Origin of the sequence: Thioalkalivibrio sp. K90mix, assembly GCF_000025545.1 — a bacterium.
In the GTDB taxonomy this organism is placed as follows: domain Bacteria; phylum Pseudomonadota; class Gammaproteobacteria; order Ectothiorhodospirales; family Ectothiorhodospiraceae; genus Thioalkalivibrio.
Genome location: NC_013889.1, coordinates 1,241,351 through 1,267,962 on the forward strand (window position 1 = coordinate 1,241,351; position 26,612 = coordinate 1,267,962).

The window sequence follows — 26,612 nt, forward strand, 5'->3', positions numbered from 1 at the left end:
ATGGCGCAAACGGACATCCTCAGCCAGGACGAGATCGACGCCCTCCTGCACGGCGTCGATGACGGCGATATCGAAACGGATGACCCGTTTCCGAATGACGGAGAGGCCCGCGAATTCAACTTCGCGACGCAGGATCGGATCGTGCGTGGGCGCATGCCCACGCTGGAGATGATCAACGAGCGCTTTGCACGACACCTTCGGGTACGCCTGTTCAATATGCTGCGCCGCTCCGCGGAACTCTCCGTGGTCGGCACGCGTGTCTCGAAGTTTTCGGAGTACATGCACTCGTTGTTCGTGCCGACCAGCCTGAACCTGGTGCGGGCCCATCCGCTGCACGGGACCGGTCTGTTCGTGTTCGACCCGAAGCTGGTGTTCATCCTGGTCGACAACTTCTTTGGTGGCGATGGCCGCTACCACACGCGCATCGAGGGACGTGATTTCACGCCGATGGAGATGCGCGTGGTCCACGGCATCCTCGAAGGCGCATTCGAGGACATGGTCAAGGCCTGGCAGCCGGTCATGGATCTGCGCTTCGAGTTCCTGAACTCGGAGGTGAACCCGCAGTTCGCCAATATCGTATCGCCCACCGAGATCGTCGTGATTAGCGAGTTCCATATCGAGCTCGATGGTGGCGGCGGCAATCTGCATTTCACCTTGCCGTACTCGATGATCGAGCCGATCCGCGAGCAGCTGGACACCGGGCTGCAGTCGGACCGATCGGACGTGGATCAGCGCTGGATGAAGGCGCTGGAAGAAGAGATCCAGGACGCGGAGGTCGAGGTGAGCTCCACGCTGACCGAGACCGAGGTGACGGTGCAGGAGCTGCTCGATATCCAGCCGGGCGACATTATCCCGATCAATCTCCCCGAGACCGTGACATTAAAAGTCGAAGATATCCCGCTGTTTCGCGGGAAGTTTGGCGTATCCGATGGCAAGAATGCGATCCAAGTGACGGATCGCATTATCAAGCGATAGAGGGCTGCACTCATGGCAGACACCGAAGACCAGAAGAAAGACGACGAGAATCAGGCCTCCGAGGAGGAGGGCGATGTAACGACCGAGGCGACTGCAGAGACCGACTCGGGTGACACCGAAGGAGATCAGGACGCCCTGGCGGACGAATGGGCCGCCGCGCTGGCCGAGCAGAAGGATACCGACGGCGAGCCGGCCGCCGATCCGGACGAACTGCTGAATCAGGCTCAGGCCAGCAGTAGCGGAAGTGAATCGGCCGATGCCCTGATGGGGGCGGAGAAAAGGGAACGCAAGCACAAGCCCGATCCGGAAGCCGAACCTCTGAAGCCGGAGGAACTGGCAGCGTCGGCCGGCATGTCGGCCGAGGACATTAATCTGCAGATGGTGCTGGATGTGCCGGTCACCATCTCGATGGAGATCGGTCGCAGCCGCATCCCCATCCGCAATCTGCTGCAGCTGAATCAGGGGTCGGTGGTGGAGCTCGACCGGCTCGCGGGGGAGGCGTTGGATGTGCTCGTGAACGGGACGCTCATCGCGCATGGCGAGGTGGTCGTGGTCAACGAGAAGTTCGGCATACGGCTGACCGATGTGATCAGCCCAAGTGAACGCATTCGCAAGCTCAAGTAACTGATGACACTACGATTTGCACATTGGCTGGCAGTCCTCGGACTGGCCGGCACGGGGGGGCTCTGGCCTGCGATCGGTCTTGCCGAGGAGGCGAACGGCGGGATTTCGGCCGCCGCCCACCTGACGCAGATGATCGGCGGGCTGGTCATCGTGATCATCGCGATCGTCATTCTGGGCTGGATTCTTCGGCGAACCCAGGGTGGCCTGAGCCGGGGTTCGCAGACGATCGAGCTGGTCGCGGTGCGCTCGGTGGGGACGCGCGAGCGCCTGATGCTGGTCCAGGTGGGCGAGGAGCAGGTGCTGATCGGCGTGGCGCCCTCGGGCATGCGAACCCTGCATACGCTGCGGGAACCCGTCAGTGTGGAAGAGACGACTACGGCGGACTTCTCCAGTGCGTTGCGCCGAGCCGTCTCGGGGCGGCGCGAGGCGGGAGGCGAGCGGTCGTGATGGCGGGTCGGCTCAGGCATCTACCAGGCGCCTTGCTGGCGCTGGCGCTGTTGCTGCTTCCGGGGGTGGCCTGGGGCCAGTTTGGCGGCGAGGGGATCGAGGCGCTGACGGTGACCACCGACGGCGAGGGCGGCGAGACCTATTCCGTCACCCTGCAGATCCTGCTGCTGATGACGCTGCTGACGTTGTTGCCGGCGGCGCTCATCATGATGACGGCATTTACCCGCATCCTCGTGGTGCTGGCGATCCTGCGCCAGGGGCTGGGGACGACGCAGACCCCCTCGAACCAGATCCTCATTGGCCTGGCGTTCTTCCTCACGTTGTTCGTGATGGCACCGGTATTCGACGAGATCTACGAGACCGCCGTCGTCCCGTACATGAACGAGGAGATGGGGACCGAAGAGGTCCTGCAGGCCGGTGTGCAGCCACTTCGCGAGTTCATGCTCGCGCACACCCGCGAGAGTGATATCCGCATGTTTGCCGAGATCAACGGCATCGATGGATTCGACGACGCCGATGACATCCCGTTGCGCCTGCTGGTACCCGCCTTCGTGACCAGCGAACTGAAGACGGCGTTCCAGATCGGGTTTCTGATCCTGATTCCGTTTCTGATTATTGACCTGGTGGTGGCCTCGGTTCTGATGTCGATGGGGATGGTCATGCTGTCGCCGCTGATCATCTCGCTGCCATTCAAGGTGATGCTGTTCGTACTCGTCGATGGCTGGGCGCTGATGATGAACACACTCGCCACCAGCTTTTTTGTCTAGGGGGATACATGACGCCGGAGATGGTGGTTGATGTCGGGCGCGAGACGCTCACGGTCGTGGTCCTGCTGGCCGCGCCGCCGCTGCTGACGGCCCTGGCCGTGGGGCTGGCGATCGGGATGCTGCAGGCGGCCACGCAGATCCAGGAGATGACGCTGTCGTTCATCCCCAAACTGCTGGCGATGTTCGCCGCCTTGCTGATCTCCGGGCACTGGATGCTGGCGCTGATCATCGAGTACACGGAACGGCTCTACGATGCCGCGCCGGGCATGGTGGGGTAGGCAGGCGTGAACCTCGCCATGGAGCAGATCCTCGTGTGGGTGGGGGCGGTCATGTGGCCGTTCGCCCGCATTGGGGCGATGCTCCTGGTGATGCCGGTGTTCGGTGGCGACCAGCTCACCGCGACGGTGCGCATCCTGTTTGCCCTGGTACTGGCGATCTTCGTGGCCATGCAGGGGCCGGCGCTGCCGGCGGTGGACCCGATCAGCATCGAGGGCGTGGTGGTGACCGTGCACCAGATCCTGATCGGTCTGGTGATGGGGTTCATCCTGCAGATGGTGTTCTCCGCGTTGACGCAGGCCGGCGAGGTGATCGCACTGTCGATGGGGCTTGGTTTCGCCTCGATCGTGGATCCGGCGCAGGGCGTGCAGGTGCCGGTGGTCTCCACGATCTTCGTGATCATGGCCACGCTGATCTTCCTGGCGATGAATGGGCATCTGATCGCGCTGGAGCTGCTGCTGACGAGCTTCGAGACGCTGCCGGTCGCGCCCTCGGGGCTGGATGCCGAGGCGCTGGCCTCGCTGATCGCGTTTGGCAGTGTGATGTTCCAGGGGGCCGTGCTGGTAGCGATCCCGGCCGTGGCTTCGCTGTTGCTGGTCAACCTGTCGATGGGGGTGATCACCCGGGCCTCGCCGCAGCTGAACATCTTCGCGGTGGGCTTCCCGATGATGATCCTGATGGGCTTCATTCTGCTGATGCTGACCATGCCCGGGCTGCCGGAGCGGCTTGGGGATCTGTTGTTCGACGGCTTTGGCCTGATGCAAGCGATGCTGGGGTTCTAGGATGGCCGAGAACGAGAGCGGACAAGAGAAAACCGAACAACCGACTCCGAAACGCCTGCGCGAGGCGAAGGAGAAGGGCCAGGTCCCGCGTTCGCGGGAGCTGTCGACCTTCCTCGTGCTGATGGCGGCCGGAGGGTTCATGACGTTCTTCGGTCCGACGCTGGGCGGGCAGCTGGCCGAACAGACGGCCGGGCGCTTCGATATCGAGCGTGATCTGGCCTATGACAGCTCGCTGCTGCTGCCGTATCTGTCGGAACAGATTTTCATGACGCTGCGTACGTTGCTGCCCCTTTTCGGGGTGCTGATGGTCGCGGCGGTGTTGGCGCCCATCCTGATCGGGGGCGCCAACTTCTCCTGGCAGGCGGCGAAACCCAAGGCCTCCAAGCTGAACCCGCTCAAGGGTCTCAAGCGCATCTTTTCGTGGCAGGGTCTGATGGAGTTTGGCAAGACCTTCGCCAAGTTCGTGCTGGTCGCGGGTGTGGCGATGTCGGTGTTGTGGACTTTCTCGGATCGCCTGCTGATGCTCGGGTACGAGCCCCTCGAGCAGGCGATCACACATGCGGCGCAGCTGGCGCTGGGGACCTTCGTTGCGGTCTCGGCCGCACTGATTCTCGTGGCTGCGATTGACGCTCCGTTCCAGATGTGGAACCACCAGAAGCAGCTGCGCATGACGCGCCAGGAGCTGAAGGACGAATACAAGGAGACCGACGGCAAGCCGGAGGTCAAGCAGAAGATCCGGCAGCTGCAGCAGGAGATGGCGCAGCGCCGGATGATGGAGGAGGTGCCGAAGGCGGACGTGGTCATCACCAATCCGACCCACTATGCGGTGGCGATCACCTACGAGGCCTCGCGCATGGCCGCGCCGAAGCTGGTGGCCAAGGGCGTGGACGAGGTCGCGGCCTCGATCCGCGCGGTTGCGGACGAACACAAGATCATTCGCGTCGAAGCACCCCGGGTGGCCCGCGCCATCTACTTCACCACGGATCTGAACCAGGAGATCCCGAACGGGTTGTTCGTCGCGGTCGCGCGCATCCTCGCCTACGTCTATCAGCTGAAGCGCTCGGATGCAGACGTCGCGATGCCGGATGACCTGCCGGTGCCGGAAGACTATCTCGATCCGCAGCAGCAGCGCGGCCGTCGGAGGAACCGCTAATGGCCTTCTTCGACCGCCTGGGAACTGTCGGCAAGTGGGGCCTGGGGGCGCCGATCCTGTTGATCGCGATGCTCTCGATGATGGTGCTGCCGCTGCCGCCCATCGCCCTGGACGTCCTGTTTACCTTCAATATCGCGCTGTCGCTGGTCGTGATCATGGTCGCGGTCTACACGCCGCGCCCGCTCGAGTTCGCGGTGTTCCCGACGGTGCTGCTGGTCGCCACATTGCTGCGGCTGGCGCTGAACGTGGCCTCCACGCGCGTGATCCTGCTGGAGGGTCACACCGGTACCGATGCGGCCGGGCAGGTGATCCAGGCCTTCGGCGATTTCGTCGTGGGGGGCAACTACACCGTGGGTCTGGTGGTGTTTGCCATCCTGATCATCATCAACTTCGTGGTGGTGACCAAGGGCGCCGGGCGCGTCTCCGAGGTCAGCGCCCGGTTCACCCTGGATTCCATGCCCGGCAAGCAGATGGCGATCGACGCCGATCTGAACGCCGGCCTGCTGACCCAGGAAGAGGCGCGCAAGCGCCGCGAGGAGATCGCCAGCGAGGCCGACTTCTACGGTTCGATGGACGGTGCCTCGAAATTCGTGCGCGGCGATGCGATCGCCGGGATCCTGATCCTGTTCGTGAACATCATTGGCGGGCTGACCATCGGCACGCTGCAACACGGCATGTCGATGGGCGACGCCGCGACCAACTACGTGCTGCTGACGATTGGCGATGGCCTGGTCGCGCAGATCCCGTCGCTGGTGCTGTCCTCGGCCACGGCGATCATCGTGACGCGCGTCTCCAGCACCCAGGATATGGGCCAGCAGGTCTTTGGCCAGATGTTCTCCAACCCGCGCGTGCTGTACGTGGCCGGTGGCGTGATCGCCGTGCTCGGGCTCGTGCCGGGCATGCCCAATGCGGTCTTCCTGGGCCTGGCCTCGCTGGCCATCGGCTCGGCCTACCTGATGCAGCGGCGCGAACGCGAACAGACCGTGGAGGTGGAGCGTGTGCCCGACGAATCGGCGGAGACCAGTCCGGAAAATCGCGACCTCACCTGGGACGATGTGCCGCCGATCGACCTGGTGTCCCTGGAGGTCGGGTATCGCCTGATCCCGCTGGTGGATCGCACCCAGGATGGCCAGCTGATGGGGCGGATCAAGGGTGTGCGCCGCAAGCTCTCCCAGGAGCTGGGTTTTCTCCTGCAGCCGGTCCATATCCGCGACAACCTGGAACTGAGTCCGAATGCCTATCGCATCTCACTGCTGGGTGTCACGGTGGCGGAGGCCGAGGTCTTCCCGGATCGCGAGCTGGCGATCAATCCGGGCGAGGTGTTCGGCACCGTGCCGGGCACGCCGACCAAGGACCCGACCTTCAACCTTGACGCTCTGTGGATCGACCCGGCCGATCGTGATCAGGCGCAGGGCGCCGGCTACACCGTGGTCGATTGCTCCACCGTGATCGCCACGCATCTGTCGCAGGTGTTCCGCGAGAACGCCCATCGCCTGATTGGTCACGAAGAGGCCCAGCACCTGCTGGACCAGTTGGCGCGGCATTCGCCGAAGCTGGTCGAGAACCTGGTGCCGAAGACGCTCTCGCTGTCGGTGATCCTGAAGGTGCTGCAGAACCTGCTGGCCGAGCAGGTCTCGATTCGCGATCTGCGCACGATCGCCGAAACCCTGGCAGAGGAGGGTGTGAAGAGTCAGGATCCCGGCGTTTTGACCGCGGCCGTGCGGGTCTCGCTGTCGCGTTCGATCGTGCAGGACCTTGTGGGACCGGACGATGAGCTGCCTTTGATTGCCCTCGACCCATCGTTGGAACAGCTTTTGCATAAGTCCCTTCAGGGCAGTAATGGCGAGACCGTGGGGCTGGAGCCGGGCCTGGCGGAACGCCTGCAGCGCTCGGTGTCCGAGGCGGCTCAGCGCCAGGAGGCCAGCGGGCAGCCGGCCATCCTGGTGGTGGCCCCGGAGATCCGCTCCTGGATTGCCGGGTGGCTCCGTGGAGCCGTGCGCAGCCTGGCGGTGCTGGCCTTTACCGAGATCCCCGATAACCGGCGGATCCGCGTGGTGGCCACGGTGGGCCAGGAAGACTCGGCCCGGCAGGCAGCCCCCACGAGTGCCTGAGACGAACAGTAGCGATCGGGTCCGCCAGGGCTAAACGGGAGAACAGCGATGAATGTGAGACGGTACCGGGCACGCGACATGCGCGATGCGATGCGGCAAGTGCGTGAACAGCAGGGCGAGGATGCCGTGATCCTGTCGAGCCGCCGTGTCGATGGCTGGCTGGAGGTCGTCGCGGCGCTGGAAGATGGGGATGCGGGTGTCCCGGAGCGCGAGCAGCAGGCCGCGGTGAACGCGGTCCATACCCCGCGCGAGGCGCACCCATCCGCGTCGCGGCCGAGCCCGGGCTCGGCCTGGCCCGCGGACCCCGAGCTTGCCGCGATGCGCCAGGAACTGCGGGATCTGCGCAGCCTGCTCACTCGCCAGCACAGCGACAACGAGGCCGCGCAGTGGGCGGCGCGGCACCCGCTGGCGGCGGAGTGCAAGTCTCGTCTGATGGACCGGGGGTTCAGCGAGTCACTGGCGCGCAGTCTCGCCGGGAGTATTCTCGACGACAGCACCGTGGAACAGGCCTGGGAGCGGCTGCGTGCACGCCTGTCCGGGGCGATTGCCACCCGGCATCCGGATATCCTGGACGAGGGTGGTGTGCTGGCCCTGGTGGGCCCCACGGGCGTGGGCAAGACCACCACGCTCGCACGCATTGCCCTGCGTCAAATCCGTCGTATGGGTGCGGATTCGGTTACGCTGGTCACACTGGATACCCAGCGCATTGGGGCCACGCGCCAACTGCAGGCATTCGCGCAGATGGCGGGCGTGTCATTGCGGGTGTTGCAGAACCCGCGCGAGTTGCGGGATATGGCTGCGCGGGCCGAGGATGGGCATCTAATCCTGGCCGACACTGCCGGGCAGGCGCCGTCGGTGGTGGGTGACGAGTCCCTGTTTGCCGGCTGGCCGGACCGCGTGCGCTGCGAGAGCTGGCTGGTCGTCTCCGCGACGACCCAGGCCTCGGCGCTGCGGCGGGTGCTGGACGCCTTCCGCAAGACAGAGCCGGCGGCGCTGGTACTGACTAAACTCGATGAAGCCGAACAGTTGGGGGAGACTTTGTCGGTATTGCTCGATCAACACCTGGGTCTCACGTTTGTCAGCGATGGGCAGCGGATTGCCGAAGACTTCCACCGGGTCGAAACGGGCGATCTGACCCGGCGGGCGCTCGGCGAAGAACGCAACCCCGCGCGTCGATCCTCCCGCGACGAACGATGGACCGATGCAAGCCTGGCGGAGTTCTCGAATGCCAGCCGCAGTGCGCCGTCGCCGCGCCGTACTCAGGATGCGGGCGTTCTGGAGATGATCCATCCGGTGGGGAAAGGACGCTATGCCACGCACTAATCAGCCGTTGAAGGTCATTGCGGTGGCCTCTGGGAAGGGAGGCGTCGGCAAGACCAACGTGTCGGTCAACCTGTCGGTAGCGCTCGCGCGGCTGGGGCGCGAGGTCATGTTGTTTGATGCCGATCTGGGGCTGGCCAATGCCGACGTGCTGCTCGGGCTGCGACCCGAGCGTACCCTGCATGACCTGGTGACCGGGCAGGTGGACGACCTCCAGGATGTCCTGATTGAGGGCCCGGACGGAATCAAGGTCATACCGTCGGCTTCGGGGATCGCTGCGATGGCGAATCTCACTCAACTAGAGCACAACGGTCTGATCCAGGCATTCAGCGCGTATTCCAAGCCGCTGGATGTGCTGGTGGTGGATACGGCAGCCGGGCTGCAGGAATCCGTGACGACCTTCTGCCGGGCGGTCCAGGAGACCCTGATCGTCGTCTGCGACGAGCCGGCGTCCATCACCGATGCCTATGCGCTGATCAAGGTACTGCACCGCGATCATGGCATGCGGCGTTTCCGGCTGGTCACGAACATGGTCCAGGACCGCGCGGGGGCCGAGCGTTTGTTGCAGAAACTCACCACGGTTTGCGACAACTACCTGCCGGAGGTGATCCTGGATCTCGCCGGTTACATCCCGATGGACGAGAATCTGCGCAAGGCCGTACAGAAACGTGCGCCGGTCGTGCAGCAGTATCCGGGCAGTCCGGCGGCCAAGGCCTTTGCCGAGCTCGCCCGTACGGTGGACCGCTGGCCGGTGGCCCGTGGTGCCGACGGTGGTGTCGGGTTTTTCGTCGAACGGATGTTGCAGAGCGCATGATGTCGCCGCGTAATCGCCTCCCCGGATACGAGAGCGTGGCCGCGACAGGCCACGAGCAGCGCGTTGCGGAGCATATCGAGCTGGTGCATCGCATCGCGCATCATCTGATGGCGCGTCTGCCTTCCTCGGTCCAGGTCGATGACCTGATCCAGGCCGGCATGATCGGCCTGCTGGAGGCCGCGCGGCAATTCGAAGGCGGGCAGGGTGCCACGTTTGCGACCTATGCCGGGATTCGGATCCGTGGCGCGATGATCGACGAATTACGCCGCAGTGACTGGACGCCGAGATCGGTACACCGCAACAGCCGCAAGATCGCCGAGGCGATCCAGACGGTCGAAGCCAGAGAGGGGCGCGCGGCGCGCGGGGTCGAAGTGGCCGAGGAACTCGAGGTGCCGATCGACGAGTACTACTCGATGCTGCAGGACCATGCCGGCGCCCATCTGTTCGCGCTGGACGACCTGGGCGGCACCGATGGTGATGCGGACCGGGTGATCGAGGGGCAGGAGGCCTCGCCCTCGCGCACAATCGAGGCTGGAGAATTTCGCGAGGAGCTGGCCGCCGCGCTGGGCGATTTGCCCGAACGCGAACGTCTGGTGCTGTCGCTTTATTACATCGAGGAGCTCAACCTGCGCGAGATTGGCGCGGTGCTGGGGGTGACCGAGTCGCGCGTCAGCCAGATCCGCAGTCAGGCCGTCATCCGACTGCGCGCGCGCCTGGGTTCCTGGCTCGAAGACGGCGAGGCTTTGCAGTTATTCTGAGGGCCGCGCTCTAGTACTCACATGAATCATTTATCCCGGAGTGACCTGTGGACAAGGGAATGAAAATTCTCATCGTGGATGACTTCTCCACGATGCGACGGATCATCAAGAACCTCTTGCGTGATCTTGGCTTCAACAACACGCAAGAGGCCGATGACGGCAGCACGGCACTGCCGATGCTCCAGAACGGCGACTTCGATTTTCTGATCACCGACTGGAACATGCCCAACATGCCGGGCATCGACCTGCTGCGGGCGGTTCGGGCCGACGAGAAGCTGAAGACGATGCCAGTGCTGATGGTGACGGCGGAGGCCAAGCGTGATCAGATCGTCGAGGCGGCCGAGGCGGGCGTGAACGGCTACGTGGTGAAGCCCTTTACCGCGGAAACCCTCAAGGAAAAGATCGACAAAATATTCGAACGCATTGAAGCGCAAGGTTAACTTGGGTTTCGGTGTCGACATCTCCTGGTCCGCGACAATGCATGGCCGGGGGATTGATTCCGGGCATCACGTTCGGGATGGGGAGCGAGCAAGGGGCTTTGGATGACAGACCAAGAACAATCGATCGGTGAGCAGCAGATCGCTCGCGCGCGGGAGCTCGTGCAGGTTCTGGAGGCAGGGGACGAGGTGGCCGCGCGCGCGTTGATCCAGGAGCTGGCGCGTCCCTACGACCGCGAACTCTTCGACGAACTCGGAAAGCTCACGCGCGACCTGCACGAGGCCTTGCAAAGCTTCCGCGGGGATTCGCGGCTGGTGGAGCTGACCCAGGCCGAGATCCCGGATGCCCGTGAGCGTCTCAATTATGTGGTCACGATGACCGAGAAGGCCGCCCACGAGACCCTGACCGCCATCGAGACGAGTCTGCCGATTGCCGAGTCGTTCAGCCAGCAGGCCGGCGAACTGACGGCGAAGTGGACTCGTTTCCGAAATCGGCAACTCTCGGTCGATGAGTTCCGGGAGTTTGCCCGCGAGCTGGATGCGTTTTTTGCGCAGGCCAACGACGACACCGAAGAGCTGCGGCGCTTGCTGTCGGAAGTACTGATGGCGCAGAGCTACCAGGATATTACCGGGCAGGTGATCCGGCGCGTCATCCAGCTCGTGACGGACCTGGAGGAGAACCTGGTCTCGCTCATTCGACTGTCCAGCGGGCGCATGGAGACCATCGAGGCCGCCGAGAAGACGCTCGACGATGATACCGAGCGGCGCGAGGGCGATCGGCGCGGACACGGACCAGCAGTGCCAAAGACTCAAGATTCCGGCCAGGATGTCGTTCAAGGACAAGACGAGGTGGACGATCTGTTGTCCAGTCTGGGCTTCTAGGCAGCCCGCTGATTCCTGAATCAGCGGCTTCCCGGCGCCCATCCCTTAACGGCAAGCCTCACCGGAACGGAGAGACCGAATGGCCATCGACCCCAACGACGAAATCCTTCAGGACTTCCTGATCGAGGCCGGGGAACTGCTCGAAGGACTCAACGAGCAGCTGATCGACCTGGAACAGCATCCCGATGACCGGGATCTGTTGAACGCGGTATTCCGCAGCTTTCACACGATCAAGGGTGGCGCGGGCTTTCTGAGCCTGGATCCGCTGGTGACCGTCTGCCATCACGCAGAGGACGTGTTTAATCTCCTGCGCAACGGGGAGCGTCAGGTCGACGGTCACCTGATGGATACCATGCTGCGGGTCCTCGATACGCTGAACGTGATGTTTGGCGACCTCCGCTCCGGGGTCGATCCGACGCCCGCGGAGGCTGATCTGGTCGAAGACCTGCGGCGGATGGCGAAGAACGAAGACGTGGCCGGCAATTCCGAACCCGACGCAGTCGCGACGCCCGACGAGTCCCCCGAGCCGGAGCCGGAACCGGCACCCCCCGCGGAGGTGGAAACGACCGCGATGGCCGCGGGCGACGCTGCGGGGGAAGACTCGGGATTGGTCGGCGCCGATGACGAGATCACCGACGATGAGTTCGAGGCCCTGCTGGATTCGCTGCACGGCGATGGTTCGCCGCAGGCGGCCCAGGACTCCGCTACGTCGTCGAATGCGGACGCAGGGTCGCCCAGCACGGATTCGGATGCAGCCGGGCCAAGCGGGGATGAAGAGGACCTGATTTCCGACGATGAATTCGAGAACCTGCTGGACGAGTTGCAGGCGCGAGGTGATGGGCCTCCTGCCAGTGCCGCGCCGGCACCTGCTGCCGCTGAGTCGTCCACGCAGGAAGAGCCGAGCGTGGAGCCCGAAGCCGCCGCCAGCGCGGCACAGGAACCGCCGGCTTCCGAGGCCAAGCCACAGGCTGCCAAGCCTGCGGCCGCGGCGGCTGGCGCCCGGCAGGCCCCTCAGGGTGAGGCCTCGGTCCGTGTGAACACCGAACGGCTCGACGAGATTATGAATCTGGTCGGCGAGCTGGTGTTGGTGCGTAACCGCCTGAGCATGTTGCGAACCCAGCATGTGGACGACGAGCTGGGCAAGGCCATTAGTTCGCTGGCCTTGGTGACATCGGATCTTCAGACGTCGGTGATGAAGACCCGCATGCAGCCGGTCAACAAGGTATTCAATCGCTTCCCGCGGGTGATCCGCGATCTGTCGCGTAGCCTGGGTAAGGAGATCGAGCTGGAGATCTTTGGCGAGGACACCGACCTCGACAAGAACCTGGTCGAGGCGCTGTCCGATCCTCTGGTGCATCTGGTGCGCAACGCCGTGGACCACGGTATCGAGACCCCGGAGGTGCGCGAAAAGGCCGGCAAGCCGCGCAAGGGTACGGTGGTGCTCGGTGCGGCGCAGGAAGGCGACCACATCGCATTGCTGATCAAGGACGATGGGGGCGGTATGGATCCGCATGCCCTGCGGCGCAAGGTCGTCGAGAAGGGGCTGATGGAGCCCGCGATGGCCGAGCGGATGACCGATCGCGAGGCCTTCAACGTCATCTTCATGGCGGGGTTTTCCACCAAGACCGAGATCTCGGATGTATCCGGTCGCGGGGTGGGGATGGACGTCGTCAAGACGAAGATCTCGCAGCTCAACGGGACCATCGAGATCGATTCCGAGATTGGGGTCGGGACCACGCTGCGGGTGAAGCTGCCGCTGACCCTGGCGATACTTCCTGCGTTGATGGTCATTCTCGACGGGCGGCGGTTCGCGATCCCGCTGGCATCAGTGTCGGAGATCCTCGATCTGGACTTGACCAAGACGCATTATGTTGATGATCAGGAAGTAATTGTTGTAAGAAATCAAGCGCTTCCAGTGCATTATCTCAAGCGTTGGTTGAAGCCTGGATTTGTCCCCGAAGCGAAGGCGGAGTCGCATGTGGTGGTGGTGCATACGGCCGATCGCAAGGTGGGGCTGGTTGTCGACGACCTGGTCGGACAGGAAGAGGTGGTGATCAAGCCACTGGGGCAGAACTTGCAGGGCGTGAAGGGTCTGGCAGGCGCGACCATCACGGGCGACGGAGGGATTGCGCTGATCCTGGATGTCGCCGATCTCGTGGGCTTGCTGACGCACAAGATCCCGTCGGCGGGCCGCACCCGGCGGCCCGCGCAAACAATCGAGGGCTAAGGATGCCGGTAAAGGTACTGGTGGTGGATGACTCCGGGTTTTTCCGCCGCCGCATCAGTGAAATTCTGGACGCCGACGCGGGGATCGAGGTCGTCGGCAGCGCGGAGAACGGCGAGGAGGCGATTCGCAAGGTCAAGGAACTGGACCCGGATGTCGTGACCATGGACATCGAGATGCCCGTAATGGACGGTATCACCGCGGTGCGCCGGATCATGGCCGAGAACCCTCGGCCGGTACTGATGTTCTCGAGTCTCACCACCGAGGGAGCCCAGGCGACCCTGGATGCGCTGGAGGCGGGGGCAGTCGATTTTCTGCCGAAACGCTTCAGTGACATCGCATCCGACGAGGACAGCGCACGTATGATGCTGCGCCGGCGGGTGCGCAGCCTTTCGCGCAGCCGGGCCCGTTCGGTCAGCCAGCCGGGGAGCGCACGTCCAGCGGTCGAGGCCCGCCCCTCTGCGCGTCGTGAAGAGTCCGATCGCAAGGCGGCCGAAGTACAGCGACAGGCACCGCCGGTCAGTCGGCCCGCCGTGCCGCTGCGGCAGGTCCGCGCGGTGCTGATTGGGACGTCCACCGGAGGCCCGGTGGCCTTGCAGGAGGTGCTCAAGGCCCTGCCGGCGAATTTCCCGCAGCCGATTCTGCTGATTCAACACATGCCTGCGAGCTTTACGCCGGCCTTTGCGGAGCGCCTGGACGCCATGTGCCAGATTCGGGTCAAGCAGGCACAAGACGGCGATGTCATGCGTCCCGGGGTGGCCCTGTTGGCCCCCGGCGGTATGCAAACCACGCTGGAGCGCGGCAGCCAGACAACGGTGCGGGTGACGGAGAGCCCGCTGGGCACGATCTACAAGCCCAGCGTGGATGCGGCGTTCAGCTCGGCGGTCGAGGCCTTGCGCGGACAGGTGCTGGCCGTGGTGCTGACCGGGATGGGCGCGGATGGCCGCGAAGGTGCACGGGCGCTGAAGGGCGCCGGGGCACAGGTGTGGGCACAGGATGCGGCCACGTCGGTGGTGTATGGGATGCCGGCCGCAGTCGCGGAGGCCGGACTCGTGGACCATGTGTATCCGTTGCCGGATGTGGGCCCTGCACTGGTCAAGGGGTTTTGCTAGATGGATATCCTGAGCCTCATCGGGATCACCCTGGGGCTCGTCGCGGTGCTCGGGGGGAGTATCGCGAAGGGGAGTGGTCTGGGCGCGCTGTGGAACGCGGCCGCGTTCGTGATTGTGGTGCTGGGGACCCTTGGGGCCACCCTGGTGCAGGCGCGCATGGCGGTATTTCTCCACGGGATGCGCATTCTGCCGTGGGCGTTCAAGCCACCGCGGATCGACAACGAGGCGATGCTGGCGCGCATCGTGGAGTGGTCCAATGTGGCGCGCAAGGAAGGGCTCCTGGGCCTCGAGACGCTGGCCGACGAGGAGAACGACGAGTTCGCGCGCAAGGGGCTGCAACTGCTGGTGGACGGCTCCGAGCCGCAGACCATCCGGCAGATCCTGGAGGCGGATCTGGACAACCGCGAGCATTTCGATACCCAGGGCGCCAAGGTGTTCGAGAGCATGGGGGTCTATGCCCCGACGCTTGGCATTGTCGGCGCCGTAATGGGGCTGATGGCGGTGATGCAGAACCTGGCCGACCCCAGCAAGCTGGGGGCGGGGATTGCCGCGGCCTTTGTCGCGACGATCTACGGGATCGCGTCGGCAAACCTGCTGTTCCTGCCGGTGGCCAACAAGCTGAAATCGATCATCCAGAAGCGCTCGCAGCACCAGTTGATGCTGATGGAGGGTCTGATCTCGATCGCCGAGGGCGAAAACCCGCGCAACATCGAAAGCAAGCTTAGCGGCTTCATCCACGAGTGAGGTCGCGATGGCCCGGCGAAAACGCCATGAAGAAGCGGAGAATCACGAGGCCTGGGCCATTCCGTATGGCGATCTGGTCACGCTGCTGCTGGCGTTTTTCGTCGTGATGTACGCGATCTCCTCGGTGGATGATGGCAAGTATCGCGTGCTGTCGGAGTCGCTGGTGGATGCCTTCCGCGCCCCGGCGCAGACCGACCCGATCCAGGTGGGTGAACCGACGGTGTCGCGCGAGCAGTCCCTCGACGAGATGCGTGCCCTGGTGCCGATTGATGTGCAGCCCGGCATCGTTGACGACGGTGTAGCGCCCATCGACATGGCCTTTTCCGGGCTGCTCGACGACGCGGGCACGGATGACGAGCTGCAGAAATTCCTGGAGGCACTGGCTGAGGTCGCCGACGAGCTGGAAATGGCGATGGCCCCGCTGATCGAGGATGGTGATCTGCGGGTCAGCCGGGAGGCGTACTGGTTGGAGATCGAGATCACCAGCCGGCTGTTGTTCGGCAGTGGTTCGGCTACGCTGAATCCAGAGGCCCGGTCCCTGCTGGATGAGGTGGGGGCGATCCTGGCGCCGCGGGTGTCGCGGGTGCACGTGGAGGGCCATACGGACAATGTCCCGATCCAGACGGCGGTCTATCCTTCGAACTGGGAGCTTTCGTCGGGACGCGCCGCAGCCGTGGTAAGCGTGTTTGAAGACGCGGGCATCGAGCCGAAGAATCTGGTGGCCCTTGGATACGGTGAGCATCGCCCGGTCGCGAGCAATGACACCGAGCAAGGACGGGCGGAAAACCGGCGGGTCGCCATCGTGGTCCTGCCTGGCGCGCGCCCGCGTGAAGACGGGGCGCAGGAGCCCGAGCAATTGCGCGAGGACCTGCCGGTCTCGCTGGGGGCACCGACGATGGATGGGGACGAGGGGGATACCGAGTGAAGATCTGGGCGGTGGCCAACCAGAAGGGCGGGGTAGGCAAGACCACGACCACAGTCACCCTGAGTGGCCTGCTGTCGGGGCCGGAACAGCGCGTATTGATGGTCGACGTCGACCCGCATGGCTCGCTGACGGCCTATTTTGGCCACGATCCCGAGACGGCCACGCGGGGCGTATACGAGCTGTTCAGCCAGTGTGCAGAGGGGAAGCGCCCTGATCCGCGGGGGCTGATCCGCGAGACCCGCTTCCCGGGGCTGGACCTGCTGACGGCCAGCACGGCACTGGCCACGCTCGATCGGCAACTCGGTACGCGCAGCGGGATGGGCCTGGTGCTGCGCCAGGCGTTGGAGCAGGTCGCCGACCAGTACGACTACGTGCTGATGGACTGCCCGCCGATGCTGGGCGTGTTGATGGTCAATGCCCTGGCGGCCTGTGATGAGCTGCTGGTCCCGGTACAGACCGAGTTCCTTGCGCTCAAGGGGCTGGAACGAATGATCAATACCCTGAAAATGGTCCAGAAGTCGCGCAAGGCTGAACTGCAGTACCGGATTATTCCCACCCTGTTCGATCGGCGCACCCGCGCCGCGCACGAGGCGCTTGCCGAGCTGCGCCGACTGTATGGGGATGAGGTCTGGCCCGGCGTGATTCCGGTCGATACCAAATTCCGCGATGCGTCGAGTGCTGGCCAGCCCCTGTGCTTCATGATTCCGGACGCCCGTGGGGTGCTGGCGTACTCGGACTTGCTGGAGGCAATTGGCGGTCAGCTTTCGCAGCCGCATGCCCGGGCCCGGAGGCAGAAGGGATGAACCATTCGCGTGATCACAACCTGGCGCTCAAGGCGGAACCCGAAGCCCTGCATGACTATTTCGGCAGCCTGCTGGACGAACCGGCGCCGGTCGCCCCGGCGCACCTGCTGCGCCCGGATATCCTCGAACCGAGACCAGCTCCCGCTGAACCGGAGCCTGCCGCCGTACCCGACGTCCCCGTGGTGGCCGAAGCGGTCGCGCCCCCGGCACCCCCGCGCACGATTGTCGAAAGTGAGGAGTATCCGCGTCCGTCCGAGCGATTCTCCGCGCTGGTGCTGGAGGCCGGGAATCTGACTCTGCTGGCGCCGCTAGCCTCGCTCGGCGGTGTTGCGCCGCTCGACGATCTGGAGGTGCGCCCCACGCCCAACCACTCTGTCTGGTATCTGGGCCTGGCGGACACCAAACAAGGGCGGGTGCAGTTGATTGATCTCGCGGCCGTGGTAACGCCCGAAGACAGGGAGTACGAGCCGGAGACGGCCCGCCACGTCGTGTTCCTGGCTGGGTCGCGCTTTGCGCTGGCCTGCCGCTCGATTCAGGGGACCCGTGTGATAGAGCCCCAGAATCTGCGCTGGCGCAGCCATCGCAAGCGCCTGCCCTGGCTGGCCGGGGTGGAGCGCGAACAGATGGCCACGTTGCTGGACCTGGAGGCCCTCGACCGGACCCTGGACCAGGGTAGCTGGGAAATGGGCGGTGCTCCGGACTCAAGCCGCGACGAGCGCGGCCGATAAAGTATTCAGGAACCGAACACCGGGCCCGCAACAGGGTTCGCGAGCGACGAGGAAGACATGAGCAGCGCACAAGACGTAGAAGCGATGGCCAAGGCCGATACGGCCCCGTATGTGACGTTCAGTCTCGCGGAGGAGACCTACGCGATTGACGTCCTGCAGGTGCAGGAGGTGCTGAAGGTCACCGAGATCGCGCCCGTGCCCGGTGTGCCGGATTATATCCTCGGCATCATCAACTTGCGGGGCAACGTCGTGACCGTGATCGACGCGCGCAGGCGCATGGGGCTGGACGATCGCGAGCCAGACGAAGCCTCGCGCATCGTGATCATCGATGTCGACAACCAGAATGTCGGCATCCTGGTGGACTCGGTCTCGGAGGTTGTAAGGATCTCGCTGGATTCGGTCGAGCCTGCTCCGGAAGTCGGGAACGACGACAGTTCGCGGTTCATCCAGGGGGTCACGAGCACGGAGCAGGGGCTGACGATCCTGGTTGACCTGAACAAGCTCCTTTCCGACGAGGAATGGGCGCAGCTGCGGGAGCTGTAGAAGGGCGGGACATTCGGCGATCAGGAACCGCCGTGCAGTAGTACGGATCAAACCGGTGGATGGTTCCCCGGAACACGGCAAGCGGAGGGGAGGTGGGACGATGGTGGATGAACTGCAGCCGGATCGAACGGTTCGCCCCGTGCAGCCGCCGGCCACGAACTCCACGGTTCGCCCCGTCCACACCACCGTGCCCGGGCGGACGCTCAGTGATGACCACGATCGGGACCCGGTGCTGCGTCCGGCCATAAAGCCCACACAACAGCGCTCCCCGCGTGATCGCAAGCGCCCCCGCAAGGGCTTGATCGACGATTACGCCTGATTGTCCGGTTCACGGGGCCGCTGGATCGCCCCGGCTGGTGTAGCCGGGCATTTCACGCGACAATCGCCTCTGGACCGTTTGGAGTATTGGGCCGATGGGGGAAGGCATTCTGGTTTGGATTGTCGCGGCAATCGCTTTGGTGGCGACCGTCGTGGCAGTGCTGGCCGTTTCGATCGTGCTGACCTTGCGGCGCCAGCTCGCAGCGTTGCGCCAGGACTATCAGCGCCAGGCCACCTCGGTGATGGCGCTGCAGGGCGCGATGAAGGTCATCTCCCAGGGGGTCGTCAATCACAGCCAGGCGCAGTCTGCGGTGCAACGCGCGCTGGAGCGTCTCAATGACCAGCAAAGCGAGCTCCGGGCCCGCGACGCCGATGATGGCGCCTATCAGCAGGCGATCGAGCTGATCCGTCAGGGCCGCGAGCGGGAAGAGGTGCGCCGTATGTGCGGCTTGACCACGACCGAACTGGATCTTCTGTACAGCTTGCACGCCCCCGGCTCTGCGGGTCGTCGTTAGCGCCTTCTGTGTGTGCCTTCACTCGCCCGACGTTGAATCGTTGCGGCGGTATCCCTGTTCGCGGTCCTCGGGCGTGATCCCCGCAAGCACAAATATAAACGCCAGCACCTCGGCGACGGCGACATAAAGACTCTCCGGCACCTCTTCACCCAGCGGTACCTGCGCGAGTGCCTCGGTCAGGCCCGGGTCCTGGTGCAGGGGAATCCCATGTTCCTCGGCGATACGCAGGATCTGTTCGGCAGTGACACCACTGCCACTCGCGGTAATCCGCGGCGCCCGTTGCCGATCCCATTCCAGCGCTACCGCTTGCGGGCGGCGGGGACCGCGCGGCTCCACGTACGGCTCATCGTGCTCGTGAGGGGGGCGGCGCTTGCTCATCTCAAGCCTTCAGGCGCGTTCATCCAGCAGCCCGTCACGCAAGGTAAGGCTCGCCGGATCCTGTGGCTCCACCCGACCCTCACGCACCGAGAGTGATCCGACGATCAGGTCACGCCCGACCAGCCGCTGGTGGAGTTCCGGCGTGCCGGCGCGCAGGCGCTGGGCGGTTTCCGGGCGTTCTGCGGTGAAATGAACGGATACCCGGTCGTCGCGCAGCGCGAGGGCTACACGAGTGGGACCGAGCGCCTGGAAATCAAGATCCAGCACAAGGGTCCATCCCTCCGGGCGTTCGGGGGGGCGGCCGGCCTCGTGCTGCAGTTGGCCGGCCAGCGAGTGAAGCCCTTGCGGGCTGCGAAATGGCAGTTCGAAGAACCAGCGAGGATGCGACTCGTCGTCCCCCTGCGCGCTGGGTTGCAGTGAGTGCAGCTGCAGCGTGGTAATGCGCTTCAGCATCCCCTCGATGAGCCCGGCCAGTGCTCCCATGGGAGGCAGCCCCGCCGTAGTGGGCGCGGGTGGGGCCGTGGTTGTCGTCGCGGGTGTTGGCAGAGGGGCGCGGGTCTCGGCCGACTGGCGCAGGTGTTCGGCGACGCGCAGCAGCTGGGCCTTGAGGTCCTGAGTGGCTGTGCCAGAGGTATTGGTTCGTACTCCCTGGGCGAGCATGGCCTCCAGCCACAGGCCGGACTGCTGGATATGGCGATTCAGGCTATCGGGGCTGGTCAGGCGCACGGCAGGAGGTGTCAGTTCGATCAGGCGGTTCATCGCCGGCAGCAGTCGGGCTTCGCTCGCCGTGGGTGGCGTGCCGGCTGCTATGGCCGTGGCCAGGGTGTTCTGAATCGTTTGCATGCCACCGGCCAGCCCTCGCGCCCCCGGTATCTGGTGGCGCAACTCGCGCAACAGCCACTGCGAGGCGTCTTGCTGCCCCACCGTCGGAGTCGATGGTGAAGTCGGTGTCGAGGGCGTGGCCGGGCGGGTCGCCAGTGCGGTGCCAGGGGGCAGGGGTAACAGTCGCACTTCCAGGCGCGGCTCCGTGCGGATCACCTCGGCGAGGGCGAGGCGCGGACCGGACTGGTTGCCGGGTAGCAGTGCGTTGGGTAGTGGTGTCGCCAGTTGGGCATTGAAGGTGGGCGCGCGGGTGTCCACGCTTTGCGCGCCGGACGACGTCAGCGGGCGCAGTTGCACTCCCCGTTCGGCGAGCTGCCCGATGATCTGAACCTGCAACCGGGTGCCGGTCTCAAGCGTTGGCATCGCGCTCGCGCGCGGCCCTAACCGATCAAGGCCGCCTGCGGGCATTCCGGTTGGACGAGGGCCGGTAAAGTCGGGCATGGACACTCCGAGTCGCCGGGGAAGCGGCTGCCCGCACAGCAGGCACGCCACCAGCATCGCACACCGCGTCCGCCGCGCCTACGGGCGGGCATCGGAGCGGGGCTTTGCTATGCTGTGTGCTCATTTCGCGAACACATAAAGTAGGCATGCAAAAGATTCGAGTGCTGATGGTTTGTCTGGGCAATATCTGCCGCTCGCCCATGGCTCACGGTGTCTTCCAGGCTCGCGTGCGCGCGCATGGTCTGGAGTCCGCCATCGAGGTGGATTCGGCGGGTACGGCGGGTTATCACGTTGGGGCACGGCCGGACCCGCGCGCCCGCGAGGAAGCCCGTCGCCGAGGCTACGATCTCGATCAGTTGCGGGCACGGCAGCTGGAGGTCGAAGACTTCGAGACGTTCGACTACATCCTGACGATGGACGAGGCGAACTACGGCAATGCCCAGCAGATTCAGCCGGATGGCGCCCGCGCGCGGCTGCATCGTTTCCTGGAGTTCGCCCAGGACTATCCCGAGCGCGAAGTACCGGACCCGTACTATGGCGGGCCGGATGGCTTCGTTCATGTGATGGATCTGGTCGAGGCCGCCAGCGACGGCCTGCTGGACCATATCTGCCGGGAACACGCGCTGGAGCGCGTATCCTGAGGACCCCGGTCAGGCGACCGGGGCGTTCTCCCACTGGCCGATAACGTGTAAACGCGAGCGGCCGTTTTTCACCTCAATCGCGCGGCTTGTCGTCCGCGCTGCCCGAAGACGCAGACTCCGGTTCCGGCTTGCGGGCCGGCTTGTCGGCCGGTGGTGCCGAGTCCGGCTCCGATCGGGCAGTACCGCTGGCCTCGGCGGATGTGGCCTTCGAGGGCGCCGGCTTGGCATCACTTTTCTTGCCACGAGAAGGCTTCGACGCGGGGGTGTCATCCGCTTTGGCGGCTTCGGAAGGGCGATTCTCGGTGTGCGATCCGGAGTCGTTCTTGCCCTTGGCATCATCCGTTTTCGTGGACTGAGCGCTCGCCTTCGTCCGGCGTGCGCCGGATGAAGCCTTGGGGCTGTCTTCTGCCGCTTTATCGGCCTTTCCGGCCTCGCTGGAATGCTCCGCCGGGGCCTGAGCCTTGTCGCTGCCGGCCCCTTTCTCTTCCGGCGTCTTTGCGCTACTGCCATCGGTGGCCTGGCCGGAGTCCTTGTCGGCCGATTTCGGCTTCGCGGCCGGCTTGGACTCGCTGTCGCCTGACTGGCTATCGCCCTTGCCGGACTCCTTCACCGCCGGCTTCCTGGGGACGTCGCTATCCGGGGACGAGGAGCCGGACGGGTCGGCCTCCTTCGGGGCCCCGGCAGCATCCTGGTTTCCGGCATTGTCACCGCCCGAGCTGTCTTCACTGTTCGTGGAACGGCCACGGCCACCACGACGGCGCCCGCCACGGCGCGAACGGCGCGAACGGGTGCGGCCCTTGCTGCCATCGTCGTCGGACGTGGGCGGGCCGTTCCCGGACGGTGCCGCGGCTTCCTCGGACTTTGTGGTGGGCTCTTCCGCTTCCGCCTTCGGTTTTGCAGCCTTGGGTTCGGCGTCACGGGTCTTGGTGGCGGCGCCACCCGTGCCACCGCCACGCCGCCGCGAGCGGCCCTTGCCGCCCTCGTCGCCAGCGGCGCTGCCATCCGGGCGTGCCTCGCCTTTGCCTGATGCCTTGGCTGCCTCGCGGTTTTCCCCGCCGTCGTCACGCGCACCACGGCGTCGGCTGGAGCCACCCCCACGGCTGTTTCCGCCACCTCGGCTGGGGCGTTGTCCGCCTTTGCCGCGTTTGCGCCCCTCATCCTTCTCGTCGGCTTCCGGTTCCTGATTGCGGGCGGCATTGGGGAAGAGCGAGGACCAGATGCGGGTGAAGAACCCGGGTTGTTGCACGGGCTCGCTGGGTGCTTGCGGGGCGGGGGACTCGGCCATGGGTGCCGGGGCCTTGACCTTCACACCCTGGACCAGGGGCTTCTCTACCTTGCCGCGGCGTTCGCCGTGCGTGTCGGTATCCTCTTCGACGGGCTCCACCAGTTCATGCGATCCGCGGCCACTGACGACCTCTTCGCGTTCGTCGCCGCGCACGCGCTGGACCTCGAACTTCGGCGTCAGGTACTGCGGGTTCGGGACGATGCTGATGTCGACCCGATGACGTGCCTCGATCTCGTTGATCGATGCGCGTTTTTCGTTCAGCAGGAAGGTGCCGACATCGACGGGGACTTGCGCCAGGACAAGGCCGGTACGGTCTTTCATCGCCTCTTCTTCGATCAGGCGCAGGATCGACAGGGCGAGCGATTCGACGCTGCGGACCTGGCCATGCCCCTGACAGCGGGGGCAGGTGATCTGGCTGGACTCGCCGAGCGAGGAACGCAGGCGCTGGCGCGACATCTCGAGCAGCCCGAAACGGCTGATGCGGCCGACCTGAACGCGCGCGCGGTCGAGCTCCAGCGCCTCGCGCAGGCGGTTTTCCACCTCGCGCTGGTGCTTGTTGGCGTTCATGTCGATGAAGTCGATCACGATCAAACCGCCCAGATCCCGCACGCGCAACTGGCGCGCCACCTCTTCGGCGGCCTCCAGGTTGGTGTGGAAGGCGGTCTCCTCGATGTCGCCACCCTTGGTGGAGCGGGCGGAGTTCACGTCGATGGAGATCAGGGCCTCGGTATGGTCGATGACCAGTGCGCCGCCGGAGGGGAGCTGCACGTCGCGGTCGAAGGCGCTCTCGATCTGACTTTCGATCTGATAGCGATTGAATAGCGGGACGGGGTCGTCGTACTTCTTCAGCTTGCGCAGACTGTTGGGCATCACCAGTCGGACGAAATCCTCCGCCTGCTGATAGACGGCCTCGTCGTCGATGATCACCTCGCCGACGTCATTGCGCATGTGATCGCGCAGGGCGCGGATGATCACGTTGCTTTCCTGATGGATCAGCGCTGGGGCATTGGCCTTTTCCGCCGCCTCGGTGACCGCCGACCACAGGGCCGTCATGTAGTCGAGGTCCCACTGCAATTCTTCGGTACTGCGGCCCACGCCGGCGGTGCGGGCGATCACGCCCATGCCATCGGGCATGGTCAGGCCGGACAGGGCCTCGCGCAGTTCCGCGCGATCTTCGCCCTCAATGCGTCGCGAGACGCCACCGGCCTTGGGATTGTTCGGCATCAGGACCAGGTAGCGCCCGGCCAGGCTGATATAGGTGGTCAGCGCGGCACCCTTGTTGCCTCGTTCTTCCTTCTCCACCTGGACGAGAAGCTGGGTCCCTTCCTTTAGCAGCTCGCGGATGGGCTTGTCGCTGTCGGCCGGCGCGCCAACCGCGGAGGGGGCGATCTCCTTGAACGGGAGAAAGCCGTGGCGCTCGGCGCCGAAATTAACAAACGCGGCTTCGAGGCTTGGCTCGACGCGGGTGATCTTGGCCTTGTAGATGTTGGCCTTCTTGCGCTCGCGCGAGGGCAGTTCGATATCGAGGTCGTACAGCCGCTGGCCGTCGACCATGGCCACGCGCAGCTCTTCGGGCTGCGTGGCATTGATCAGGATGCGTTTCATGCAATGGACTCGGTCGGTCGTCCTGTACGTCGGTCACAAGCCCGGGGCCGTGTGGTGCGGAACGGAGGCGGCACGTCGACGTTTCGAGACGCATGCCCGCCATGGCGGCGCGAAGAGGAATCCAACGCGCCAGCCAGGTGTTCACCAATAGCCACGGGACCAGCCGTCCGCGGGATGCGGGGCCGGGGAGACAGGACTGGGTTAGAAGAAATAGTGTCACAGGTTCGCTTTTGGGCGATGGCCGTCTGGTCGCATGTAGTCGCACTGTGCAGGACCAGATCGGCGGGTAATTCGAGGCGCCCGGGCGCAATATCCGCCAGCAGGTACCGTGCGCCAATGTAGGGCATAACCCCCCGATTGGGCAAGTTTTTTCGTCGCGGAAATGCCAGGGTACATGGTTAGGATGGCGCGCCTGAGGTAGGATCGCGCCCGATGAAAGCACGTCCCCGTCAGCCGCAATCTCCCTCTGGGCCTCGTACGCTCTCGGTCACCGAGCGCGGGGATGGCCAGCGCCTGGATAACTTCCTCCTGCGCGAGCTCAAGGGAGTTCCCAAAAGTCTGATCTACCGCCTGGTGCGCAAGGGGGCGATCCGGGTCGATGGGCGCCGTGCCAAGGTGACCCAGCGGCTGAGTGTCGGCTCGGAGGTGCGCGTGCCGGACCTGGACCGGCCCGAGGCCGTCGAGCGGGACATCCCCCCGGGGGTCCTGGACCGACTGCGCCGCTCCATCTTGCATGAAGACGACCAGGTCCTGGTCCTCGACAAGCCTTCGGGCCTTGCCGTGCACGGCGGTAGCGGACTGGCCTTCGGGATCATCGAGGCGATGCGCCAGCTGCGTCCCGGTTCCGAGCTTGAGCTGGGGCATCGGCTGGATCGCGAGACCAGTGGCTGTCTGCTGCTGGCCAAGAGCCGCTCGGGGTTGCAGGACTTCCACGCGGCCCTGCGCGAGGGGCGCGTGGAGAAGCGCTATCTGGCGCTGCAGGTGGGGGCGTTCCCCAGCGACCAGCCCATTGTGTGCGACGAGCCGATTGCCTCCAGTCGGGGGCCGGACGGCAAGCGCCGCATGCGGGCGGGGGAGGATGCCGACCCCGAGAGCGCGCGCTCGGCGATCAGCCAGTTCGTCCCGCTGGAACGTTATGGATCCTTTCAGTTGGCCGAGGTACGGATCGGTACCGGACGGACCCACCAAATCCGCGTACATGGCCAGGCGATTGGCCATCCCGTTGGCGGCGATCACGACTACGGATTGCCCGATGCAAACCGGGTACTGCGCGGGGCAGGCCTGAAACGCCTGTTTCTGCACGCCCAGGCCCTGCAGTACGAGGATTCGGCCAGCGAGTCGCATGTGTACTCCGCGCCGCTGCCGGACGAGCTGCAGTCGATCCTCGATGCGCTCGCAAGCCCCGAAGCGTCCGGATGAGCACACTGCTGCCACCGGAGGGGGATGCCTTGCGCCTGGTCGTATTCGACTGGGACGGGACGCTGATGGATTCGCCACGCCGGATTGTTCACTGCCTGCAGCGGGCCTGTGCGGCCCTGGGGCGCGAGACGCCCGCGGAAAGCGAGCTGCGCGATATTATTGGCCTGGGCGTGGAGGCCGCGGTAGAGAGACTGTTCCCGGGCGCCGACTCTGCGTTCGTGGGGGCGTTCGCCACCACCTATCGCCAGTGCTATCTGGGCGCCACCGATGCGCCAGAGACGCCCCTGTTCGCGCATGTCGAGCCCTTGCTCGACTGGCTTGACGAACGCGGCGTGCTGCTGGGCGTTGCGACCGGCAAGTCGCGGGCGGGGCTGGACCAGGCCCTGGAAGCCGCCGGCCTCATGGGACGTTTTGTCGCGACGGCCTGCGGGGACGAGCATCCGTCGAAACCCAGTCCGGTGATGCTGGAACATGTGATGGCGCGCTGCGGGGTGGAACGTTCCCGGGCACGGATGGTCGGTGATAGCGTTTATGATCTGCAGATGGCTCGCGCAGCCGGCGTCCCGTCGCTGGCCGTGACACATGGGGTCCACGATCACCGCCGGCTGAGCGCTGAGCGCCCGCTGGCCGTGGCCCGCGACCTGAAGGAACTGCTGGATCTCCTGCGGCAGTCGGAGCCGCTTCCCGAGGACTGAGGACAAAC

General features: G+C 65.1%; 27 protein-coding genes and 1 pseudogene. 25 read left to right on the forward strand and 3 right to left on the reverse strand.

Going from position 1 to position 26,612, the window contains the following annotated elements; all coding sequences use genetic code 11:
• The 22 genes and pseudogenes from fliM (at position 1) to TK90_RS05960 (ending at position 19,258) form a co-directional block, all read left to right on the forward strand.
• Positions 1-975, forward strand: coding sequence for a flagellar motor switch protein FliM (fliM, locus tag TK90_RS05855; protein ID WP_012982564.1), 975 nt, complete (start codon positions 1-3; stop codon positions 973-975).
• 12 nt (positions 976-987) lie between these two features.
• Positions 988-1,599 (forward strand): flagellar motor switch protein FliN, encoded by a 612-nt coding sequence (gene fliN, locus TK90_RS05860; RefSeq protein ID WP_012982565.1) that lies wholly within the window; start codon positions 988-990, stop codon positions 1,597-1,599.
• A 3-nt stretch (positions 1,600-1,602) separates the two neighbouring features.
• Complete coding sequence (fliO, locus tag TK90_RS05865; RefSeq protein WP_012982566.1) at positions 1,603-2,046, forward strand: flagellar biosynthetic protein FliO; 444 nt, start codon at positions 1,603-1,605, stop codon at positions 2,044-2,046.
• On the forward strand, positions 2,046-2,813 hold the full coding sequence (gene fliP / locus TK90_RS05870; protein WP_041444215.1) for a flagellar type III secretion system pore protein FliP: 768 nt from the start codon (positions 2,046-2,048) through the stop codon (positions 2,811-2,813). Before fliO ends, fliP begins: the two co-directional genes overlap by 1 nt.
• 8 nt (positions 2,814-2,821) lie before the next feature.
• On the forward strand, positions 2,822-3,091 hold the full coding sequence (gene fliQ / locus TK90_RS05875; protein WP_012982568.1) for a flagellar biosynthesis protein FliQ: 270 nt from the start codon (positions 2,822-2,824) through the stop codon (positions 3,089-3,091).
• An 18-nt stretch (positions 3,092-3,109) separates the two neighbouring features.
• The gene (gene fliR, locus TK90_RS05880) at positions 3,110-3,871 is read left to right on the forward strand and encodes a flagellar biosynthetic protein FliR (RefSeq protein ID WP_012982569.1); all 762 of its coding nucleotides are present in this window, start codon (positions 3,110-3,112) and stop codon (positions 3,869-3,871) included.
• 1 nt (position 3,872) lies between these two features.
• Positions 3,873-5,024 (forward strand): flagellar biosynthesis protein FlhB, encoded by a 1,152-nt coding sequence (gene flhB / locus TK90_RS05885; protein ID WP_012982570.1) that lies wholly within the window; start codon positions 3,873-3,875, stop codon positions 5,022-5,024.
• Entirely contained in the window at positions 5,024-7,135 is a 2,112-nt protein-coding gene (flhA, locus tag TK90_RS05890; protein WP_012982571.1) for a flagellar biosynthesis protein FlhA, read from the forward strand. Before flhB ends, flhA begins: the two co-directional genes overlap by 1 nt.
• Before the next feature lie 78 nt (positions 7,136-7,213).
• A pseudogene (flhF, locus tag TK90_RS05895) lies at positions 7,214-8,285 on the forward strand (flagellar biosynthesis protein FlhF); the annotation flags it as partial.
• Positions 8,286-8,444: 159 nt separating this feature from the next.
• The gene (locus TK90_RS05900) at positions 8,445-9,269 is read left to right on the forward strand and encodes a MinD/ParA family protein (RefSeq protein ID WP_012982573.1); all 825 of its coding nucleotides are present in this window, start codon (positions 8,445-8,447) and stop codon (positions 9,267-9,269) included.
• A complete protein-coding gene (locus tag TK90_RS05905; protein ID WP_012982574.1) occupies positions 9,266-10,027 on the forward strand; it encodes an RNA polymerase sigma factor FliA in 762 nt (253 codons plus the stop codon). Before TK90_RS05900 ends, TK90_RS05905 begins: the two co-directional genes overlap by 4 nt.
• 59 nt (positions 10,028-10,086) lie before the next feature.
• The gene (gene cheY, locus TK90_RS05910; protein ID WP_012982575.1) at positions 10,087-10,467 is read left to right on the forward strand and encodes a chemotaxis response regulator CheY; all 381 of its coding nucleotides are present in this window, start codon (positions 10,087-10,089) and stop codon (positions 10,465-10,467) included.
• Between the two features lie 102 nt (positions 10,468-10,569).
• Positions 10,570-11,346, forward strand: coding sequence for a protein phosphatase CheZ (locus TK90_RS05915; protein ID WP_012982576.1), 777 nt, complete (start codon positions 10,570-10,572; stop codon positions 11,344-11,346).
• A gap of 79 nt (positions 11,347-11,425) precedes the next feature.
• A complete protein-coding gene (locus TK90_RS05920) occupies positions 11,426-13,573 on the forward strand; it encodes a chemotaxis protein CheA (RefSeq protein WP_012982577.1) in 2,148 nt (715 codons plus the stop codon).
• Between the two features lie 2 nt (positions 13,574-13,575).
• Entirely contained in the window at positions 13,576-14,682 is a 1,107-nt protein-coding gene (locus TK90_RS05925) for a chemotaxis response regulator protein-glutamate methylesterase (protein WP_012982578.1), read from the forward strand.
• Positions 14,683-15,426 carry a flagellar motor protein gene (locus TK90_RS05930; RefSeq protein ID WP_012982579.1) on the forward strand — a complete coding sequence of 248 codons (744 nt, stop codon included), beginning with the start codon at positions 14,683-14,685 and terminating at the stop codon, positions 15,424-15,426. It begins immediately after the preceding gene.
• A gap of 7 nt (positions 15,427-15,433) precedes the next feature.
• Complete coding sequence (gene motD / locus TK90_RS05935; RefSeq protein ID WP_012982580.1) at positions 15,434-16,351, forward strand: flagellar motor protein MotD; 918 nt, start codon at positions 15,434-15,436, stop codon at positions 16,349-16,351.
• On the forward strand, positions 16,348-17,154 hold the full coding sequence (locus TK90_RS05940) for a ParA family protein (RefSeq protein WP_012982581.1): 807 nt from the start codon (positions 16,348-16,350) through the stop codon (positions 17,152-17,154). Before motD ends, TK90_RS05940 begins: the two co-directional genes overlap by 4 nt.
• Positions 17,151-17,882, forward strand: a complete 732-nt coding sequence (locus tag TK90_RS05945; protein WP_012982582.1) for a chemotaxis protein CheW — start codon at positions 17,151-17,153, stop codon at positions 17,880-17,882. The genes TK90_RS05940 and TK90_RS05945 overlap by 4 nt, the downstream gene beginning before the upstream one ends.
• A gap of 84 nt (positions 17,883-17,966) precedes the next feature.
• Entirely contained in the window at positions 17,967-18,425 is a 459-nt protein-coding gene (locus TK90_RS05950) for a chemotaxis protein CheW (protein ID WP_017926412.1), read from the forward strand.
• Between the two features lie 100 nt (positions 18,426-18,525).
• Positions 18,526-18,744, forward strand: a complete 219-nt coding sequence (locus TK90_RS05955; RefSeq protein ID WP_012982584.1) for a hypothetical protein — start codon at positions 18,526-18,528, stop codon at positions 18,742-18,744.
• 94 nt (positions 18,745-18,838) lie between these two features.
• A complete protein-coding gene (locus tag TK90_RS05960; protein WP_012982585.1) occupies positions 18,839-19,258 on the forward strand; it encodes a DUF2802 domain-containing protein in 420 nt (139 codons plus the stop codon).
• A gap of 18 nt (positions 19,259-19,276) precedes the next feature.
• Here the strand turns inward: TK90_RS05960 and TK90_RS05965 are convergent, their stop codons facing one another.
• Together TK90_RS05965 and TK90_RS05970 are read right to left on the reverse strand one after the other, a co-directional pair.
• The gene (locus tag TK90_RS05965; protein WP_012982586.1) at positions 19,277-19,636 is read right to left on the reverse strand and encodes an EscU/YscU/HrcU family type III secretion system export apparatus switch protein; all 360 of its coding nucleotides are present in this window, start codon (positions 19,634-19,636) and stop codon (positions 19,277-19,279) included.
• A 9-nt stretch (positions 19,637-19,645) separates the two neighbouring features.
• Positions 19,646-20,881 (reverse strand): flagellar hook-length control protein FliK, encoded by a 1,236-nt coding sequence (locus TK90_RS05970; protein WP_041444217.1) that lies wholly within the window; start codon positions 20,879-20,881, stop codon positions 19,646-19,648.
• A 224-nt stretch (positions 20,882-21,105) separates the two neighbouring features.
• On the opposite strand from TK90_RS05970, the gene TK90_RS05975 reads away from it, so the two are divergent.
• Complete coding sequence (locus tag TK90_RS05975; protein WP_012982588.1) at positions 21,106-21,600, forward strand: low molecular weight protein-tyrosine-phosphatase; 495 nt, start codon at positions 21,106-21,108, stop codon at positions 21,598-21,600.
• A gap of 73 nt (positions 21,601-21,673) precedes the next feature.
• Here TK90_RS05975 and TK90_RS05980 read toward each other — a convergent pair whose 3' ends face one another.
• Entirely contained in the window at positions 21,674-24,490 is a 2,817-nt protein-coding gene (locus tag TK90_RS05980; protein ID WP_012982589.1) for an Rne/Rng family ribonuclease, read from the reverse strand.
• A gap of 432 nt (positions 24,491-24,922) precedes the next feature.
• Between TK90_RS05980 and TK90_RS05985 the strand changes: the two genes are divergently transcribed.
• Both TK90_RS05985 and TK90_RS05990 read left to right on the forward strand, forming a co-directional pair.
• Entirely contained in the window at positions 24,923-25,909 is a 987-nt protein-coding gene (locus TK90_RS05985) for an RluA family pseudouridine synthase (RefSeq protein ID WP_012982590.1), read from the forward strand.
• Entirely contained in the window at positions 25,906-26,604 is a 699-nt protein-coding gene (locus tag TK90_RS05990) for an HAD family hydrolase (protein ID WP_012982591.1), read from the forward strand. Before TK90_RS05985 ends, TK90_RS05990 begins: the two co-directional genes overlap by 4 nt.
• The last annotated feature ends 8 nt before the right edge of the window (positions 26,605-26,612 follow it).

What these genes read in the sequence shown, in the direction of transcription:
- fliM (WP_012982564.1), top strand. Translation starts at nt 1, where the DNA reads ATGGCGCAAACGGACATCCTCAGCCAGGACGAGATCGACGCCCTCCTG.
- fliN (WP_012982565.1), top strand. Translation starts at nt 988, where the DNA reads ATGGCAGACACCGAAGACCAGAAGAAAGACGACGAGAATCAGGCCTCC.
- fliO (WP_012982566.1), top strand. Translation starts at nt 1,603, where the DNA reads ATGACACTACGATTTGCACATTGGCTGGCAGTCCTCGGACTGGCCGGC.
- fliP (WP_041444215.1), top strand. Translation starts at nt 2,046, where the DNA reads ATGGCGGGTCGGCTCAGGCATCTACCAGGCGCCTTGCTGGCGCTGGCG.
- fliQ (WP_012982568.1), top strand. Translation starts at nt 2,822, where the DNA reads ATGACGCCGGAGATGGTGGTTGATGTCGGGCGCGAGACGCTCACGGTC.
- fliR (WP_012982569.1), top strand. Translation starts at nt 3,110, where the DNA reads ATGGAGCAGATCCTCGTGTGGGTGGGGGCGGTCATGTGGCCGTTCGCC.
- flhB (WP_012982570.1), top strand. Translation starts at nt 3,873, where the DNA reads ATGGCCGAGAACGAGAGCGGACAAGAGAAAACCGAACAACCGACTCCG.
- flhA (WP_012982571.1), top strand. Translation starts at nt 5,024, where the DNA reads ATGGCCTTCTTCGACCGCCTGGGAACTGTCGGCAAGTGGGGCCTGGGG.
- TK90_RS05900 (WP_012982573.1), top strand. Translation starts at nt 8,445, where the DNA reads ATGCCACGCACTAATCAGCCGTTGAAGGTCATTGCGGTGGCCTCTGGG.
- TK90_RS05905 (WP_012982574.1), top strand. Translation starts at nt 9,266, where the DNA reads ATGATGTCGCCGCGTAATCGCCTCCCCGGATACGAGAGCGTGGCCGCG.
- cheY (WP_012982575.1), top strand. Translation starts at nt 10,087, where the DNA reads ATGAAAATTCTCATCGTGGATGACTTCTCCACGATGCGACGGATCATC.
- TK90_RS05915 (WP_012982576.1), top strand. Translation starts at nt 10,570, where the DNA reads ATGACAGACCAAGAACAATCGATCGGTGAGCAGCAGATCGCTCGCGCG.
- TK90_RS05920 (WP_012982577.1), top strand. Translation starts at nt 11,426, where the DNA reads ATGGCCATCGACCCCAACGACGAAATCCTTCAGGACTTCCTGATCGAG.
- TK90_RS05925 (WP_012982578.1), top strand. Translation starts at nt 13,576, where the DNA reads ATGCCGGTAAAGGTACTGGTGGTGGATGACTCCGGGTTTTTCCGCCGC.
- TK90_RS05930 (WP_012982579.1), top strand. Translation starts at nt 14,683, where the DNA reads ATGGATATCCTGAGCCTCATCGGGATCACCCTGGGGCTCGTCGCGGTG.
- motD (WP_012982580.1), top strand. Translation starts at nt 15,434, where the DNA reads ATGGCCCGGCGAAAACGCCATGAAGAAGCGGAGAATCACGAGGCCTGG.
- TK90_RS05945 (WP_012982582.1), top strand. Translation starts at nt 17,151, where the DNA reads ATGAACCATTCGCGTGATCACAACCTGGCGCTCAAGGCGGAACCCGAA.
- TK90_RS05950 (WP_017926412.1), top strand. Translation starts at nt 17,967, where the DNA reads ATGGCCAAGGCCGATACGGCCCCGTATGTGACGTTCAGTCTCGCGGAG.
- TK90_RS05955 (WP_012982584.1), top strand. Translation starts at nt 18,526, where the DNA reads ATGGTGGATGAACTGCAGCCGGATCGAACGGTTCGCCCCGTGCAGCCG.
- TK90_RS05960 (WP_012982585.1), top strand. Translation starts at nt 18,839, where the DNA reads ATGGGGGAAGGCATTCTGGTTTGGATTGTCGCGGCAATCGCTTTGGTG.
- TK90_RS05965 (WP_012982586.1), bottom strand. Translation starts at nt 19,636, where the DNA reads ATGAGCAAGCGCCGCCCCCCTCACGAGCACGATGAGCCGTACGTGGAG.
- TK90_RS05970 (WP_041444217.1), bottom strand. Translation starts at nt 20,881, where the DNA reads ATGCCAACGCTTGAGACCGGCACCCGGTTGCAGGTTCAGATCATCGGG.
- TK90_RS05975 (WP_012982588.1), top strand. Translation starts at nt 21,106, where the DNA reads ATGCAAAAGATTCGAGTGCTGATGGTTTGTCTGGGCAATATCTGCCGC.
- TK90_RS05980 (WP_012982589.1), bottom strand. Translation starts at nt 24,490, where the DNA reads ATGAAACGCATCCTGATCAATGCCACGCAGCCCGAAGAGCTGCGCGTG.
- TK90_RS05985 (WP_012982590.1), top strand. Translation starts at nt 24,923, where the DNA reads ATGAAAGCACGTCCCCGTCAGCCGCAATCTCCCTCTGGGCCTCGTACG.
- TK90_RS05990 (WP_012982591.1), top strand. Translation starts at nt 25,906, where the DNA reads ATGAGCACACTGCTGCCACCGGAGGGGGATGCCTTGCGCCTGGTCGTA.